The sequence below is a fragment of the Acidithiobacillus ferriphilus genome, assembly GCF_028215975.1.
GTDB lineage: Bacteria > Pseudomonadota > Gammaproteobacteria > Acidithiobacillales > Acidithiobacillaceae > Acidithiobacillus > Acidithiobacillus ferriphilus.
In genome coordinates this window covers 2344116-2360908 of the sequence record NZ_CP116458.1, presented here as the reverse complement: position 1 = coordinate 2360908, position 16793 = coordinate 2344116, and the positions used below count along the sequence as shown (strand labels likewise).

18 protein-coding genes are annotated in these 16793 nt (G+C 52.1%); 10 read left to right on the top strand and 8 right to left on the bottom strand.

The features are described 5' to 3' along the window. The 3 genes from PJU76_RS11845 to PJU76_RS11835 are packed head-to-tail and all read left to right on the top strand — an operon-like array spanning position 1 to position 3985. Complete coding sequence (locus tag PJU76_RS11845) at positions 1-960, top strand: LpxL/LpxP family acyltransferase (protein ID WP_271779686.1); 960 nt, start codon at positions 1-3, stop codon at positions 958-960. Further along, positions 957-1637 carry a LolA family protein gene (locus PJU76_RS11840; protein WP_271779685.1) on the top strand — a complete coding sequence of 227 codons (681 nt, stop codon included), beginning with the start codon at positions 957-959 and terminating at the stop codon, positions 1635-1637. Before PJU76_RS11845 ends, PJU76_RS11840 begins: the two co-directional genes overlap by 4 nt. Further along, on the top strand, positions 1634-3985 hold the full coding sequence (locus tag PJU76_RS11835; RefSeq protein ID WP_271779684.1) for an MMPL family transporter: 2352 nt from the start codon (positions 1634-1636) through the stop codon (positions 3983-3985). The genes PJU76_RS11840 and PJU76_RS11835 overlap by 4 nt, the downstream gene beginning before the upstream one ends. Positions 3986-3999: 14 nt before the next feature. On the opposite strand, the gene PJU76_RS11830 is transcribed toward PJU76_RS11835, so the two are convergent. After that, the gene (locus PJU76_RS11830; RefSeq protein WP_271779683.1) at positions 4000-4263 is read right to left on the bottom strand and encodes a phosphopantetheine-binding protein; all 264 of its coding nucleotides are present in this window, start codon (positions 4261-4263) and stop codon (positions 4000-4002) included. A 307-nt stretch (positions 4264-4570) separates the two neighbouring features. Here PJU76_RS11830 and PJU76_RS11825 point away from each other — a divergent pair, with 307 nt between their 5' ends. Genes PJU76_RS11825 through PJU76_RS11805 form a run of 5 tightly spaced genes read left to right on the top strand, consistent with a single transcriptional unit; the run spans position 4571 to position 9036 of the window. Further along, positions 4571-5764 (top strand): beta-ketoacyl-[acyl-carrier-protein] synthase family protein, encoded by a 1194-nt coding sequence (locus PJU76_RS11825; protein WP_271779682.1) that lies wholly within the window; start codon positions 4571-4573, stop codon positions 5762-5764. A 17-nt stretch (positions 5765-5781) separates the two neighbouring features. Continuing rightward, positions 5782-6591, top strand: coding sequence for a beta-ketoacyl synthase chain length factor (locus tag PJU76_RS11820; protein WP_271779681.1), 810 nt, complete (start codon positions 5782-5784; stop codon positions 6589-6591). Further along, the gene (locus PJU76_RS11815) at positions 6582-7034 is read left to right on the top strand and encodes a 3-hydroxylacyl-ACP dehydratase (protein WP_271779680.1); all 453 of its coding nucleotides are present in this window, start codon (positions 6582-6584) and stop codon (positions 7032-7034) included. Before PJU76_RS11820 ends, PJU76_RS11815 begins: the two co-directional genes overlap by 10 nt. Then, the gene (fabG, locus tag PJU76_RS11810; protein ID WP_271779679.1) at positions 7034-7756 is read left to right on the top strand and encodes a 3-oxoacyl-ACP reductase FabG; all 723 of its coding nucleotides are present in this window, start codon (positions 7034-7036) and stop codon (positions 7754-7756) included. The genes PJU76_RS11815 and fabG overlap by 1 nt, the downstream gene beginning before the upstream one ends. After that, positions 7753-9036 (top strand): cation:proton antiporter, encoded by a 1284-nt coding sequence (locus PJU76_RS11805; RefSeq protein ID WP_271779678.1) that lies wholly within the window; start codon positions 7753-7755, stop codon positions 9034-9036. Before fabG ends, PJU76_RS11805 begins: the two co-directional genes overlap by 4 nt. 29 nt (positions 9037-9065) lie before the next feature. On the opposite strand, the gene PJU76_RS11800 is transcribed toward PJU76_RS11805, so the two are convergent. The 5 genes from PJU76_RS11800 to PJU76_RS11780 all read right to left on the bottom strand — a co-directional run bounded on the left by PJU76_RS11800 (position 9066) and on the right by PJU76_RS11780 (position 14363). After that, on the bottom strand, positions 9066-9830 hold the full coding sequence (locus tag PJU76_RS11800; protein WP_271779677.1) for a glycosyltransferase family 2 protein: 765 nt from the start codon (positions 9828-9830) through the stop codon (positions 9066-9068). After that, a complete protein-coding gene (locus tag PJU76_RS11795) occupies positions 9827-10615 on the bottom strand; it encodes a lysophospholipid acyltransferase family protein (RefSeq protein WP_271779676.1) in 789 nt (262 codons plus the stop codon). Before PJU76_RS11795 ends, PJU76_RS11800 begins: the two co-directional genes overlap by 4 nt. Before the next feature lie 524 nt (positions 10616-11139). Next, positions 11140-12249 carry a chorismate transformation enzyme, FkbO/Hyg5 family gene (locus PJU76_RS11790; RefSeq protein WP_271779675.1) on the bottom strand — a complete coding sequence of 370 codons (1110 nt, stop codon included), beginning with the start codon at positions 12247-12249 and terminating at the stop codon, positions 11140-11142. Further along, positions 12207-13529 (bottom strand): NAD(P)/FAD-dependent oxidoreductase, encoded by a 1323-nt coding sequence (locus PJU76_RS11785; protein WP_271779674.1) that lies wholly within the window; start codon positions 13527-13529, stop codon positions 12207-12209. The genes PJU76_RS11790 and PJU76_RS11785 overlap by 43 nt, the downstream gene beginning before the upstream one ends. A gap of 51 nt (positions 13530-13580) precedes the next feature. After that, entirely contained in the window at positions 13581-14363 is a 783-nt protein-coding gene (locus PJU76_RS11780) for a polysaccharide deacetylase family protein (protein ID WP_271779673.1), read from the bottom strand. Positions 14364-14842: 479 nt separating this feature from the next. Here PJU76_RS11780 and PJU76_RS11775 point away from each other — a divergent pair, with 479 nt between their 5' ends. Together PJU76_RS11775 and PJU76_RS11770 are read left to right on the top strand one after the other, a co-directional pair. Continuing rightward, a complete protein-coding gene (locus PJU76_RS11775; RefSeq protein WP_271779672.1) occupies positions 14843-15259 on the top strand; it encodes a ClpXP protease specificity-enhancing factor in 417 nt (138 codons plus the stop codon). 26 nt (positions 15260-15285) lie between these two features. Then, positions 15286-15924 carry a transglycosylase SLT domain-containing protein gene (locus PJU76_RS11770; RefSeq protein ID WP_271781013.1) on the top strand — a complete coding sequence of 213 codons (639 nt, stop codon included), beginning with the start codon at positions 15286-15288 and terminating at the stop codon, positions 15922-15924. On the opposite strand, the gene PJU76_RS11765 is transcribed toward PJU76_RS11770, so the two are convergent. Next, positions 15906-16148 (bottom strand): helix-turn-helix domain-containing protein, encoded by a 243-nt coding sequence (locus PJU76_RS11765; protein ID WP_271779671.1) that lies wholly within the window; start codon positions 16146-16148, stop codon positions 15906-15908. The genes PJU76_RS11770 and PJU76_RS11765 overlap by 19 nt on opposite strands. Positions 16149-16160: 12 nt before the next feature. Then, positions 16161-16793: a zinc-ribbon and DUF3426 domain-containing protein gene (locus PJU76_RS11760; RefSeq protein ID WP_271779670.1), complete on the bottom strand. Its 633-nt coding sequence runs from the start codon at positions 16791-16793 to the stop codon at positions 16161-16163.

Sequence of the window (16793 nt, the reverse complement as noted above, 5' to 3'; positions counted from 1 at the left end):
ATGGTTCACCGGTTCAGCACTGTTCGACAATCGCCTGATAGCGAGTGGTTTAGGAGTCCCGAGCGGGGCAGCCGATTTATGCTGCATCTGATGATCTGGATTTCAAAAAAGTTGGGAAGGACGGCTGGTCGTGTGGTCTTATACTTGATTGCGGGCTATTTTTTGCTTTTTGCGCCCTCTGCGCGGGTTGCTTCCCGGGCCTACCTTACCCGCGTTCTCGGGCACCGCGCCGATGCCAGAGATATCTATCGTCATTTCCTGACATTTGCGACGACGATTCACGATAGAGTGTATCTGCTCAGTAACGATGATTCACCGTTTACTATTCAGTTGCATTTGTCCAAAGACGTGGAGCGGGCGATTGCCGGCATGCCTGGAGCCCTATTGGTGGGTGCGCACCTGGGCAGTTTTGAGGTATTGCGGTCTGTCGGACTGAAGTATCCTGGGGTGCCGGTGGTGATGGTTATGTATGAGGATAATGCAAAAAAGCTCAATACCACGCTGGCGAGTATGAAAATCGGAGAACGGCCTAATATTATCCCGCTAGGCCGCTGGGACACGGTGCTGCGTGTTCAGGAGCAATTGGAAAGGGGTGCGTTGGTCGGTTTCCTCGGTGACCGGTCTGTAGGGACAGAGAAAAAACGGATCATCCCTTTCCTCGGAGAGCCCGCCGCATGGCCGATCGGCATTTTTCGTATTGCGGCGCTGCTCAATCGGCCTTTGTATTTCATGGCCGGTCTTTATACGGATCCAGGGCGCTATGAAATTTTCATAACGCAGATTGCCGATTTCTCTTCTGTAGAGAAAGCGGATCAGGATAAGGCTATTCAGGATGCGATGTTGAAATATGTCAATGAGGTTGAAAAACATTGCCATACGGCTCCTTATAATTGGTTTAACTTTTATGATTTTTGGGAAGAAAATAATAATATTAAAATGAAAAAGGATTATGTGAAATGAATGCCAGGCGCAGTCAACTGGAGTCCCATGCCGCGGTCACCGCGCCCGCTATTCACCGGTTATTTATCAGATTTATGGTGCTTCGGCGGATATTCCATCTGTCCAGAAAATATGTCATTGGTACCGTGCTCGCGTTTTTCCTCGGGGGTTCCGTGATAACACAAACGGCCTGCGCGACAGACTGGAACATAACAGAATTAATGCATGCGTTGGCGCAAGTGAAGTCTAGCCATGCCTCTTTTGTAGAGACAAAATATATTGGCTTTCTGGATAAGCCAATACAATCATCTGGCAATATGCGCTTTGTGGCACCGGATACTCTGGAGATGCATACTGTCAAACCCAGCGATCAGATGATGCTGGTGCAAGGCAATATTCTCACTATGGGTAAATATATTATTCAATTGGACGATCACCCAGAATTGCTCGCCTTTGTCGACAGCATTCGCGGGGTGTTGACCGGAAATATGGGGTTATTAGAGACGCATTTTATGCTTTCGCTTAAAGGCAACAGAAATAGCTGGACGTTAATTCTGATACCGAAGCAAAATGAGTTTGCAAAACAGATTAAGCATGTCACCATTAGTGGTATCGGGCACATGGTACGCAGTATTGAGATTGTAAAGAAAAATCACGATTGGTCGCTTATTAGTATAAGAGACTCGTCTACTCCATGAGAAAATTCCGATGGTTGGTTCTGGGTGTGTGGCTGGCGATACTAATCGGCGCCATTGGCGTAATCATCAATACAAAATTTGAGTCTACGCTATCCGAATTTTTGCCAAAATCACCTAGTGCACAGCAGGAGCTGTTGAACGAACAGTTGCGCAATGGTGTGCTCTCACGCAAGATTTTAGTGGAAATAAACGGCGGCGATGCTGCTACAAGGGCGCGTATTTCCGCGCAAATGGTTCTCGATCTCCGTAAGTACAAGCAATTTGAACTTGTGAGTAACGGGAATGCGGGCGTAAATTCCCAAATATATAGTTATTTGTTCATGCACCGCTATGTGTTGAGCGCAGCTACCAAGCCAGAGCTATTTTCGGTAAAAGGTCTGCACGATGCGATAGAAAAGACGCTCAATAACCTGGCTGGCCCCGGCGGGGAGGCAATGGCAGCGCTTTTCCCGAGTGACCCTACTGGAGCCATGATTGGCATGGCCAAGGGGATAGGTGGGATGTCGAAACCACGAGTCCTGGATGGTGTGTGGGCATCGTCGACCGGAGATAGCGCATTGCTTTTGTTGCAGACGCGATTCCCGGGATCGGATAGCGACGCACAACAACAGGCGATAGCTACCATAAAAAAGATATTCAAATTGGCGCAAAGGGATATGGGGAGTTCTGGCCAAGGTACCAGATTACAGTTGACTGGTGTGGGTGTGATTTCTGTGGCGGCACGCAATACGATCGTCCATGCCGCAGAGTCGATGTCGCTGATAAGCGGCACATTAATTATTATGCTGCTTTTGTTTGTATACCGGTCTCTGGTGGTGCTCGTATACAGCCTTGTGCCCGTGATGTCTGGCGTTATCGTTGGTATCGCGGCGGTGTCTTTAGGTTTTGGGATGGTTTATGATATCACTTTGGGATTCGGCACGGCACTGATCGGGGAAGCGGTAGATTATTCAATCTATTTCTTTGTGCAGACCGGGGAAATGGCTACCGGCGCTGAGTTATGGAAAAAAAATTATTGGCCCATCATCAGGCTGGGTGTTTTTACCTCAGTGGTCGGTTTTGCCAGTCTGCTGTTTTCTAATCTGCCAGGGCTCGCCCAGCTTGGCCTCTATGCCATTACTGGCCTACTCACCGCCGCAGGTGTTACCCGCTTGGTATTGTCAAGGCTGCCCGCACATCATTTTAAACGGCGCGATTTCGAGCGGGTGGGTGATGTTCTTCTCGACGTTATGCGTATGCTGTCGTCCGCAAGATGGATCGTTATTTCATTGACGATCATTGCGAGTGGCATTTTGCTTGTCCATCGCGATCATATCTGGAGTCACGAACTGTCGGCGCTTAGTCCAGTTCCTAAAGCCGATCAGTTACTCTATGCGAAGTTGCGTAAGGATATGGGGATACCTGATGAGGGATATTTGCTGGTTGTCTCCGGAGCAACCCGTAACCTGGCTCTGGAAAATGCCAGTAAAATTGACCCGCTATTAGAACGGCTCCAGATCTCTGGAATTATTGGCGGCTTTGAAACACCTACTCGTTTTTTGCCCGGCATGGAATCCCAGGTGGAGCGGAGATCGGCTTTGCCTTCGGAACCTGTTCTGATCACACGTTTAGAAGCGGCGGTGCGCGGTTTGCCGGTGTCAGCATCACGGCTCTCCCCGTTTGTCCAAGCGGTGGAGCGGGAGCGGAAGCTGCCGCTACTGACTTATGCTGAGCTGCCAGCGGGTGTTCAGCAGATTGTCGACAGTATGCTTGTGCATCATGGCCAGGAGTGGAGCGTGTTGTTACCAATTATAGCGCCATCATCCGGTAAGATTGACTCTAAGGCAGTGCAAGCCGCAATGATGCATCATCATATTGATGATGCTATCTTTGTTGATATTTCTGGCGCCACCAATACGCTTTATTCTGGGTATATCAGGAATGCGCTCAAGCTTTCTTTGGCCGGTGTTCTAGGTATTATCATTTTATTGTTAGCAGTCTTCCGATCCGTGATACGTGTTGTTCGAATCATGTTACCATTAATTGCTGCGGTACTTGTGGTAGTAGCTGCATTTGTGGTGATGGGTGTCGAGTTGAATATTATGAATCTCATTGGACTGATGTTGATAGTTGCCGTAGGGTCTAACTACGCACTATTCTTTGATCGTGGCGGGCAGATGAATAGGGAAGGCTCGTCACGCACTTTATTATCTTTGGTTGTTGCCAATATGGCCACGGTTATCGGTTTTGCGCCGCTGGCCTTCTCCGGAGTCCCAGTCCTTCAGGCAATTGGTGCCACTGTTGCTCCCGGCGTGATATTGGCGCTTTTATTTTCTGCCAGCTTGGTTGAGCGCAGAGGTTTATTGTAGCGCGAGCGTTGTGCTTAGTCGGCTTGATGGTTTTGTACGTAATTACTGAGGTTTCTTAGGCAACTGAATATCTCTGTTTTATTGGCTCCTTCGCCAGATAGCATCACCCCGTATTTCTTGGTGATTACCATAGACAGCTCCAGGAGGTCGATAGAATCCAAGCCCAATGGGCCGCCATAGAGTGGGGCCTCAGGATCTACTTGCAAAGGGTCCCCTGGCAGGTTCAAGGATTTTATAATTAAACGGCTTAAGTCTGCTTCTTCTGGGGTAAGGGCCATTCTTTAATGTCTCCATTTTGACTGTCGTTGTACGTCAGATCCCGCTGGTCTGCCAATGGTGCGCGTAGCTTTAATCCGCTCTGCACGCGTTGTCAGGAGTGCACCGTTCTCTCATTTCCGCCAGTGCTCCCTCGTCGAGCGTAGCCTTGGGATTGTAACCCAGAATAAGGTGTCGTCCAGCATCCTCTGTGGCGGGGTTTGCCAGCGAAGATGGCATCGGGAGGCGTGTGGTCAGCAGGTGCCCGTTGACTTTTAGCCGCTTCACCATCACAATGGTCTTTCAATATCACATTGATTTATAATATATATGTCCATTCTGATGATTTCTGGCGTGACCGCTACAAGTTGCATTGGCCGTGGTCTGGAACAGACCTTGGCCGCATTGCATGGTCGGCGGGGCGGGCTTGCGCCTTGTGTATTCCGCGACGTGGTCGTCGACACTTGGGTCGGTGAAGTGGCTGGCGTGGATGACGAAGAAATGGATGCGGATCTGCGCGATTTCAATTGTCGTAACAACCGCTTGGCCCAGCTCGCACTTTCTCAGGATGGTTTTACAGATGCTGTTGAGGTGGCCGTCGGGCGCTGGGGGCGACGACGCGTGGGTGTTTTCCTGGGAACGAGCACTGCCGGTATGTTACGTACCGAGTGGGCGTTTCGACATCGTGACGCAGTGAATGGCCAGCTACCGGCAGAATTCGTATATGCCGGTACCCATAGTCCTTATTCCCTTACGGAATTTGTCCGGCGTAAGCTTGGTCTTGCAGGGCCTGCTGTGGCTGTCTCGTCGGCGTGTTCTTCCAGTGCGAAGGTCTTCGCCTCCGCCCAGCGGATGATAGATTGCGGTTTGATTGATGCGGCGGTGGTGGGCGGTGTGGATTCATTATGCGCGACGACACTCTATGGTTTTGAGTCTCTGGGTCTTTTGGCCAAAGAGCCGTGTCGACCGTTTAACGGTGATCGTGCGGGCATTTCTATTGGGGAGGCGGCTGCGTATATGCTTGTGGAGAGAGTGACTGGTCCTCAGGATCGCGAAGCCGTCTGGTTGTTGGGTGTCGGCGAGTCAAGCGATGCCTATCATATGTCCTCACCACATCCGGAGGGTCTGGGCGCGCGCTTGGCCATGGAGCGCGCGCTAGTCTCCGCAGGGTTGGGCCCTGAACATATTGATTATATTAATCTGCACGGTACTGGCACCGTGGCGAATGATGCGGCAGAGGCAATCGCTATAGCGAATGTCTTCGGTACCGCAACACCTTGCAGCTCGACAAAGGGGGCTACGGGCCATACATTGGGCGCAGCAGGTGCTTTGGAAGCGGCCATATGCGTATTGTCCATTCAAAACGGCTTTATGCCGTCGGGCCCATATACCGGACCGCGGGATCATGCGATGGAAATTAATTATATTTCACAAAATCAGGGAGGTGCGATCTCCACGGTGTTAAGTAATTCATTCGGTTTTGGTGGTAGTAACTGTAGCCTGATTTTTGGCCGTTCCATTTAACGAACCGGGGTTTTGCTATGCATCCTGTGTATGTGGAAGGCATTGGTGTGTTGGGGCCGGGCATCCAAAGCTGGCAAGAGGCCGTATATTTACTGAAGGGCGAACATACCTATCTGCCCGGAAAGGCGATATTATCGTCGCCGGAATCCTTACCCCCGGCAGAACGACGCCGCGCCAGCAGAGGGGTCATGGCCGCACTGCAGGTGGGATATGCGGCCTGTGCCATGGCGGGTATCTTGCCTGCGGAGCCTGCATCGGTGTTTGCTTCTTCGGGTGGCGATGGGGATATCTGCAACGCCATTTGTTCCGCGATGGCCGCAGGCGACCATCTGATATCGCCCACCCAGTTTCACAATTCCGTGCACAACGCGATTTCTGGTTACTGGGGCATTGCGACGGGCGCGATGGCGCCATCGTCTGTGGTGAGCGCCTATGATGGGAGTTTTGCGGCTGGCCTGTTAGAAGCCGTGTCGCTGCTGCTGACGCTCCGTACCCCCGTGTTGCTGGTGGCCAGTGATCAGGATTATCCCTTCCCGCTATACGCCGCTCGCCCGGTACCCGATATTTTTGCGGTTGCGCTGTTATTGACGGTAACGCCGCAGCCCGGTAACGCGCTGGCGCAGATCCGGATTTCTGGCGATATGCCCTTTGTCGAGCGGCCTGGGCAAGCGATGTCCGACGCGCAGCTTGACGATCTCTCCAGAGCCATCCCCGCGGCGCGTTGTCTGCCGCTGCTGCAATCCATCGCAAGGCGCGATACCGGAAATATCGTATTGGAGTATTTACCTTCTCAATATCTGGTGCTTGAAGTGGCGCCGTGTCGATAGGTCGTCAGTGGATCTCTGATCACATTCCGCATAAAGGCAATATGCTCTTGCTGGATTGCGTAGAGCGCTGGGATGATGAACAGATTCTTTGTGTCGCGAGCAGCCATCGAAGCACAAGCAACCCATTGCGCGCGGGTGGACGGCTGGGTGCGATTTGCGGTGTCGAGTATGCGGCACAGGCCATGGCTGTACATGATGCATTGGTACGGACGAAAGAAGGTGGCGAGCCTCAAAGGAGCGGTGCTGGTTACCTCGCGAGTGTCCGCGAATTATGTATGGAAATAACGCGCCTCGACGATATCGAGGGCGATCTGGCGGTCAGCGCAACAAGGCTCGCGGCCCACAGTAGTTTGCTTTACAGCTTCGTTATTTCCACTGACCGACGTATACTTGTTAAGGGTCGAATCATTATTTTCGTGGCGGCTCAACAGGAAGTCCCTTGATGTGTAAACGTGCCTTGGTGACGGGCGGGAGTGGTGGCATTGGTGCCGCTATCTGCCAAAGGCTGGCCGCAGATGGCTTTGACGTCATTATTCATACCCATCGCAACCTGGTAAAAGCTACCGCGTTGGCGGCGTACATCCGAGACGCTGGCGGTCGCGCAGCGGTGTCCGCCTTCGATATCACCGACCGCGAGGCGACCACCCAGTCCGTGCAGGAATTGATTGCGTCGGGGCCGATACAGGTGTTGATCAATAATGCCGGAATCCACGATGATGCGGTGTTTCCAGGACTCAGTCCGCAGCAGTGGCAGGAGGTCATAGATGTTTCGTTGAACGGCTTCTTCCATGTTACGCAGGCCGTATTGATGCCCATGATCCGCACCCGCTGGGGACGGATCATCAATATTACCTCCGTGGCGGCGCTTATGGGGAATCGCGGACAAGTAAATTACGCAGCAGCGAAAGGTGCGCTACATGCGGCGACTAAATCGCTAGCGTTGGAAGTGGCTAGTCGGGGTATTACCGTCAACGCCGTCGCGCCCGGCATTATCGCCACGGAAATGAGTGCACGGGCTTTTGATGTCGCGCGTATCACCCAGATGGTACCCATGGGGCGGGCGGGGCAACCGGCCGAGGTCGCTGATCTCGTAGCTTTCCTGGCCTCAGAAAAAGCGGCTTATATCAGCGGGCAGATTATATCTATCAATGGTGCCATGGTATGAATACGGATTTGGCGACCCAGCAATCCGAGCGTCTCGTATTTTTTACCCTGGCACAACTCTGCATTATTATTCTGGCCGCGCGCATCGCGGGAAGCTTGGCTGCCAGGATAGCCCAGGCCACTGTTGTTGGAGAAATTATCGCGGGCATTCTGTTGGGCCCTTCATTGTTCGGCTGGATAATGCCAGTTCCTTCTCTTTGGGTTTTCCATTCTACTCCGTCAGGGCCGTTAGATGTCCTTTCCCAGTTAGGTCTCATCTTGCTGATGTTTCAGGTCGGCCTGGAATTCGACTTTTCGCACCTTAAGAAAAAAGCCAATCGCCGTGTGGTGTTATGGATAGCAATGGCTAGCCTGTTGTTACCATTCGCTACGGGTTTGGGCGTGGGTTTCATGAGCGCGCCTCTGCTTTCTCCGGAGGCGAACCGCTGGGTTTCGGCGCTCTTTGTGGCTACTGCTTTTTCCATTACAGCTGTTCCTGTTCTCGGCCGCATTATGATGGAGCTGGGTATAACGAAATCCCGACTCGGGGTGATCGCCATCAGCGCCGCAGCGATAAATGACGTGGTGGGCTGGTTATTGCTCGCACTGGTAACGGCCTTGGCGCTTGCGCAATTTCAATTCCCTTTATTTTTGGCCAAGGTATTTTTCGTTCTTCTTTTTGTCCTGGCATGGTTTTTCTTCGTTCGCCCACTCATGAAATGGGCGGTCCGCCACTTTAATGCCGGGCATGAGATATCTGCGACTTTTCTGGGGATTGTTCTGGTGAGCATATTCATCTCGGGTATGATTACCTCAGCATTAGGGATATTCACGATATTTGGTGGGTTTATTATGGGCGTCATATTGTATGACGAAGCTGATTTCGCCAAGCTATGGCAAGCGCGTGTTGCCCCTTTCGTTTCAGTTTTTTTTCTGCCAATATTTTTTACATATACCGGCTTGCGAACTAATATTGCTGCGCTCGATGGCGTATGGCCGTGGATTTGGTGTGGTTTAATATTGATATCGGCGACGATCTCCAAGTTTGTTGGAGTATATGCCGCCGCGCGGATTTCAGGATTAAATCATCATCAGGGGAAAATAATGGGGGTCATGATGAATACCAGGGCACTCATGGAGCTTGTGGTCATTAATGTGGGTTATGATATGCGGGCTATTTCGGAAAAAACTTTTACCATGCTGGTCATTATGGCCATTGTGAGCACCGTCGTCACCACGCCGTTGTTGCGGCGCTGGTTGCCTCATGCGCAAGGGCGACATGGGGAGGTCGTTGCTACTTGAAAATGCTGAACAGTGGGGGCATATGACAGCTAACGCTGGTGCTGTATCCGGCGCGCCAATAATATTGGCAGACGTATTATAAAGCCGAAAAATAAACGGGTATGCATCCAGGTCAATAGAATGTTGTCACGCAGGTAATGAAAATGAGAAATCCCGCCGTCGCTGGTCTCAAAATAACGCACGGATGCCGGTAAATTGATAATACGGATTCCCATCCAGGACATTCGTACAGCGGCTTCGGGATCGAAGTCGAAACGCCGCATCCAGCGCTGTTTGTGCATGAGGCGCTGGAGGGGGGCCAAGGGATAAACGCGAAAGCCAAACAGGGAGTCGCCAATACCCCCGCCTAATGTTTCCAGGTTGGCCCACCAGTTGGATATCTTACGACCTTTTACCCGAAGAGCAGGGGCGCTGGCATCAAAAACCGGTACGCCGAGAATCATGGCGTCAGGGTTGTTGGCAGACGCCTGCATAAATGCGGGGACTTCCCCGGCGGGGTGCTGACCATCGGAGTCCATCGTCAATACATGGGTATAGCCCTGTCCCTGGGCTTGCTCCAAGCCATATCGTATAGCTTCTCCTTTGCCACGGTTATGGGAGAGGATGAGAATGCGTAATCCACCATCCCGGCGCGCTAATTCCTGGAGGCCTATCGCCGTGCCGTCGGTGCTCCCGTCGACGACGACCCAGACAGGGTTCCAATGTTGACGTGCCGCGGCCACTGTTGCATAGACTTTGGGCCCGGGGTTGTAGCTCGGAATAAGCAATAAGTGGGTGCTGGAGGGTTGTTTCATTCCAATTCGTCTGCTGCCGCTGACGCGACGTTTGGTGGTAAGGGATTGCCTGCCAGAGCTGAGTGAAAATAGGTTTCCAGTTCCACTATCGTACGGCGTACGTCCGTTGGTGGATCGAAGCGGCGACCTATCTCTATACGGTAGTGAATAGGCATGGCCGGCTTGCGAAAGAAGGGCCATCCCTTACCGAGAAAGGGAGAGTCTGCGGTGATTAATATGGTCTGGATGGGCACATGGGCCTGCTTGGCAATCAGCGCAATGCTGCCCCGTATGGTTCCGATGGGAAGGGGATGACTTCGCGTGCCTTCCGGGAAAAGAAGCAAATGACTGCCACCACGTAGTTCTTCGACGGCAAGGTGAAGCATGTGGCGTAAGGCGTCATTACGAATGTAACAAGCCAGGCGCGCACCGGCGCCAAAAAATGGATTGTCTACCAATTCCGCTTTCATAATGCACGCTAGGCGCGGCATGCGCGAAAGAATCATAATCGCATCAAGCAGTGAGGGATGATTCGGTGCGATGATCATCGGTAACTCATCGCTGAGTGTATCGAGTGCGCTAATGTCAAAATGGCAAGCACCGAGAGCGGATAATGTCCGCAGATACAGCCTAAATCCCATGGAAATAACCCATCTCCCAATTAATTTCCGAAGTTTTATCGGAAATATAATATTCATGGGTAGTGCAAAAATAGACCATAAAAGACTAACGCTCGCCAAGAGCGCGAGGCCAATGTAGAATACCACATATTCTCTGGCGGAGCGTATTTTTTCAACAAATCTCATGGGATGGAGACATTGGTCGTGATGGTCTGGCCTGCAATGGCACATGGCTAGCATGTATCTGCATGAATATCTGACCCTTAGCCGGTATGCACTCCAACATTGACGTCGCCCTAAGCAGAAATAAGGATCTTAAATAAATTACCAGATTTTCCTAGCTTGTATCACAGGAGGTAAATTATGTCAACAGCTTCGCGCTTGCTGCCGAAGCTGTTAATTTTGGTTCTCGGAATGTGCAGCGCGACATTATTTTACGGAGTGTTAGTGTCCATTACTATTATCAGCAAAGTATCCGCTGATTCAAATCGAGAGTTGTTGTCATAAAGTATAAGGCCGTTTTGGCCCTTAATAAGACGCTTCTGTGCGGCGCGCATCCCAGCCAAAACAGAACGGAATAAATTGCTTGCCGGTGATGTCACTCGACCTGGCGTCTGGACACGCCTATCTCCAATTTGGAGAATGGCGTACCAGGGGCGGGGAGAACGTTTTTAAAGCGCTGGTAGCATGCAATGTAGAGACTGGGATTTTTATGAATGCACGACTCCGCCTGTGGCCTCGATCTCCACAAGAAGTTCGGATCTGCAGATGTCCGCTTGAATGTATAGCGTTTTCGTCGCCGGTGCGATAAGCCGATCCAGTTCTGCCTGGATAATGGTTAGGTCCGCTATGTTGCGAAAATAGACGCGATAATTCAGCGTCTCTAATGTATGTAAATGATGCCCGGCGACGCGATTCGCTTCATCGATAACCGCGGAAATGTTCCGTATGCTTTCCTGGGTTTGTGCGGCGACATCATCGATATGCAAGGTGTCGTGTCCAACAATGCTGGCGGTTCCGGAAATAAATAAGGCATGTTGCTGATCTAGATTGAGCCATCCGCCGCGCGAGAAGGTAGGGCTGCATGGCCCATATTTTTTGGGATAGCGATAGGCGCTAATCTGTCTGGGATTTTCCAGAGCTACAGATTTGTCCCGCCCGGCGAGAAAGTGTACGACTAAGTTTGTGGAGGATGTCCCTACGGCACTCGCGGCGGGAATGCTATTTTCCTCGGAAAGTCGATCGTGGGCAATAAACGAGCCTTGGCGCCCGATATTGAACTGGCGATAGTGTTCCAGGCCGTGCGTGGCGCCGTTGATGTCGGGTAAAAAATTCCAGACGCGGAGTAAGTGAATATGGCCGATTTCTTGGAGGAGGTTGAATATTTGCTGATAGGCTTCTTGAGCGCACGACTGAATGGGCGGGGGATTGATATTTTCGCCATCGTCTACCGGTGTTGTTATAGCCAGGGCAATACTGCCTAAAGTAAGGGTTGCGCTACGCCGATAGCGTATATCCAAATAATGTCCAGGAATTACGGGCTGGGTCGTACTCCATATTTCACAGATATCAGCTCCGTAAATGGTCAGGGGTGTTTTTATAATGCCACTATTTTGGTCGGTACCGATCCCTGACGTGAGTTGGCTGTTGAACAAAACGATACCGAGAATATTTTTTGTGCGCAGCGCATTCCTGTTTAATGCCGTTGCTGCCGGAGCGTAGGTAAGCGTAAGCTGCGTGCCCGTGCTTGTTGACATGACCTTATCTCCACGCATGGTTAAATCCTGATGTTTTCCTTTCGCTTTTTGTATGCGGCCCAAGACCGTCCGAGGTGCCGTATCGACATCAGATAATAGACCATCTTGAAGAACCGTAATGATGTCCAAATCGGTGTTTTATCAAAAATATCTCCTGCAAGAACGGATAGCACGGCCTCTTTGGTGCGTGCCGGATTGCCCGGATACATGAACATATCGCGCAGGGCGGGCTGTGTAATGCGATAAATGTACCAGGAGAATACCTTCCCCCCGTGCCGGCTTTTCCGGTCAAAGTGACGCAATGCGGCGGCGGCACGTCGCGGTTGCCGCAGGCAAATATCAATAGTATCGGCACCGATAAAAGCGCTTTGCATCGCGAGCATGACGCCCGACGAAAAGACCGGATCGTAAAATGCGAATGCATCCCCTAACATGAGGAAGCTTTCCCCATGGGTTTGCGCGCAGATATAGGTGTAATTGCCAGTAGCTTCGACATCGGTCACGCGCCGTGCGTCTGCTAGTCGCATCGCCAGCTCGGGAGACATGGCGATAGTGTCCGCAAAAAAATCTTCCACGGGTTTCTTTCGCGTTTTTAGATAAGAGGGCCATACCACCGCCCCCACGCTGGTGGTTCCATCGGCTAACGGTATGAACCAGAACCATCCGTGTTCAAACCAGAATAGCGAAATATGCCCCTCTTCACTGGCAGGGAGGCGATGTGCCCCACGGAAATGCGCATAAAGGGCGGAACTGTTATGTTTCGGGTTATTCTGCTTGATCTTGAAGCATGTTCCGAGAAATGTATCTCTACCGGATGCATCAACCAGGAACCGTGCTTTCCATGTTTCTGTCGATCCATCCTCGCGGAGGGCGTGAACTATGGCACCTTTCTCCTGCGGCAAAAATTCAACCGACCGGGCCCGGCATCCCTCAATCGTTGTCGCGCCTTTTTTGCGCGCATTGCGAAACAGAATATCATCGAAGTCTGCGCGTCTGACCTGATAGGCCATGGGCATGGATTTGTCCCATGCATCGGCAAATAAGAAGGCTTCTCTTTTTTTTGTATGGTAGGGTGAGTTGAATTCTGCACCCCACTTTTTCATCCCGATCTGATCTACCTCCTGGGCAACACCCAATTGTTGCAGCAGCGGTAAATTGGCGGGGAGCAGGGACTCACCTATATGAAATCTTGGATGATGTGCTTTTTCTAGTATGGTGATTCGGTGGCCGCGCTCGGCGAGCAGCGCACCGATCGTCGAACCTGCCGGTCCGCCACCTATAACCAGAACGTCGCATTCGTGTGTCGCAGGATCTGCGTTTGATATCTGTTGTTCTCTGGTCATCCGTCGTTCCTCCAGTGGAGCTTTCTATGAAGGCTACACTGACTTATTTAGTTAGCTCGGCGCATTGGTCGATGATGTGTGATCACCGCAAGCACCTGTAACGGTGTGCTTGTATATTTGTGGGAGCGCTTTGACGTCCTTGAATATCATGGATAAAGACACGCTACGTAGTTCTTTATGGCTACACAGCTCTAGTAGTCTGGGCAACACAACCAGCCCCAGCTTGTTATCATGCAACAGTAGTATGTCTCCGGCGGCCAGGTTGCGGCTGAGGCGGCGGAGTACGGTGTCTGGATTTCGAGATGTTGTGTCGTAACCACGACGAGTCCACGCGACGTGGTGCAGACCGAGGCGCCGTAATACCCCGCCCAAGAATGGACTGCGAAAGCCAAAAGGCGCGCGGAAGAAACGCGGTGCTGTCCCATGCGTCGCCTCTTCGATAGCTTTTTGTGCTTTAACAATGTCGTTCGCTAATGCGCTTGGGCCGCCGAACGCGAAAAGCATGTTGTGGCGATAACTGTGATTTTCTACGCTATGGCCACGCCGAAGTATTTCGGCGACTAAATTCGGGTGCGCAGCAGCTTTCTCACCGATGCAAAAAAAGGTGGCTTTGGCGTTATGCAGGTCTAGCTGATCCAGTATTTGAGTGGTTATTTCTTCATTTGGCCCATCGTCGAAGGTGAGGGCAATTTCGCGACGTGCGACAGCGGTTTGAGGCAGGCGGACTAAATTCGGGCTGATCAATTTGCAGCGTGGACAAAGGACGAGCATGGCAAGCACGACCTGGCTGAATATTATACTTGCCAAAATGTATAGTGCGATCGTTTCTAGCATGAGTTGATATATTCTCTTTGTCGACTCTGTGAGTTATTGTAACGACAGATTATCTCTCTTTCAGCAAGGAGTCACTCATTGCGTCCATGTCGGCACTCAGCGCCGCGCCGCCGCGCCCCCCTGGGGCCTTGCCGGGGGCGGTACAGTGGTCACCAAAGCGCGGGTATTGTGCCTCATATTTTAGATATTGCGGTAATAGCGGTGTACTTTTTTCTGAATGCGCCAAAATGCCTCGTTCTGTGCGCCTCTATTAGCGGAAATCTTGTTTAAACAAATGGATATGTTATATTGGACTGAGGTTTGACAGCGGCGTGTACTTGCCTGATCCCACCGTCGGTATCTGAACAATCTTGAGAATTCCGAAAAATCGGCTATAAACTGGTTCATGGATGATTTTTAACGCAGCGGCGACAGGCGCTGCCCTTGTGTCTGTCGCCTGCACGGGTTATATGGCTGGATGCTGATGATGGAGAACAAAATTGTTACCTGAAAGTGCTAAGTCCTATCTGCTCAATGCCATCTATCAGTGGTGTGTGGACCAGGGTTATACCCCGTATATCCTGGTGGTTGTGGCTTATCCGGGGGTGTCTGTTCCGAGTGGCTACGAAAAGGATGGACGGATGATTCTTGATGTTTCGCCGCGCGCTTGCCACAGTCTCAATATGGCGGATGACTGGATTACTTTTAATGCCCGCTTTGGTGGGGTCGCCCGCACGGTAGATGTACCGATGGCGGCTGTGGCGGCGATTTACGCCGCGGAGACACAGGAGGGGATGGGTTTTGCCGATCCCGAAATTCCAACCACACCGCCGTCGTCCCCAGAGGGCGGCGGTGTGGAGAGCGCGGACAAACCCATAGGTAAGTCCGAGCGCCCTTCACTGCGGGTGGTGAAATAGTGAGGCTTGGCCTGCTGCTCAGCACGATGCTGCTCCTTTGTGGAAGCACGGCGGAGGCCAATATTTATGCGTATACCGATAGCAGTGGGGTAGTGCATTTGACCAATGTGCCTGGCGGGAATGACAGGTACCGGATGGTCATGCGAACGCCGAAAATGGCGGTAGCCATGGCGCGCGCAGATTTTAACCGGGTGGCCAGGGCGCATTATCAGGCACTGATTCGGGCGGCGGCTAGCCGTTATGGAGTCAGTCCGGCGCTGGTTAACGCCGTGATTAGCGCCGAGTCCGGTTATAATGCAGGGGCGGTTTCACCCAAAGGAGCGGTCGGGCTGATGCAACTCATTCCGGCAACGGCGGATCGTTTCGGGGTGGCCAACTCCTTCAGCCCGGCTGACAACATCAATGGTGGCACGGCGTATCTGGCCCATCTGTTGCGGGTATTTAGTGGTGACCTGAAACTGGCCGTAGCCGCCTACAACGCGGGATCGAAGGCCGTGATCCAGGCGGGTTATCATATCCCGCCTTTTGCGGAAACCCAGGCATACGTGCCGCGGGTACTCGCTTATTATCGGCAGTACCTGAATAGCGGCGGCAAGGCGGGCGGTCTGAATTCGCAAGCGGTGGTGCAAGCTGCCCCGCAGCTTATTCAGGTATCTAATCCGTAGGCTTGTAGTTTTTTACGCAAGGTGTTGCGATTAATGCCTAACCACTGGGCAGCCGTGCCGCGTTGCCCGTTACAGTGCTGCAGCGTGTTGGCAAGCAGTGCGCGCTCCACTTCGCCTATTATCATCGCATGCAAATTACTGGGTACCTCGCCCTGCAAATCTGCCAAATAGCGGTCCATGACTGCGGTCACACAATCGCTCAACGATAGGTTCGTGGTTTCCATGGCCAGCCCTGCTCAGGGGCGACTGAGGAGCGTGACTTGGTAACCGGCTGCGGTCGTTAATGCGGGGCTGCTGAGTGTAAATGGTACCGCAGTGCCGGGAACAAACCCGGAGCGGGCATGGAATGCGCCTCTCAGGTATTGAGCGGCGGTAAACTGCAGATGCGCTATCGGCGCACCGTAGACATTGCTGAGGGTGACTTCGATCACCGGGTAGGCCTGGACTTTATTGGCCACATTTTCGATGTTGCCGGTGATGCGCGCCAGATGCTTCCCCGCCTGGGTAACCTGACTGTTTAAAATACGGATCTCTTTGTTAGGACCCGGCCACGGGATGGTGACGCCCAATTGTTCGGCGCTACTCAGTAAGATGCGGCGCACTGGCGCGCTGGTGGCGGCGTAACTATAACTGCGTGTCCACCAAAGTGCCTGCCCGATCAGGGCGATAATCAGCAGGGTAATGGTCAGGATGAGCAGAAGTTTACCCAGAAAGCGCCCCAGGCTGCTACCGGAACGCGTATCCTCTGCGGCGATATCGAAATGGAAGATTTGCTGGCAGACGCTGCATTTCGCTTGATAGTGATGCTCGCGCAACGCGTTGTTATCGGTGGCGAAGGTCGATTCACAGCGGGGGCAGATGATTTCCAT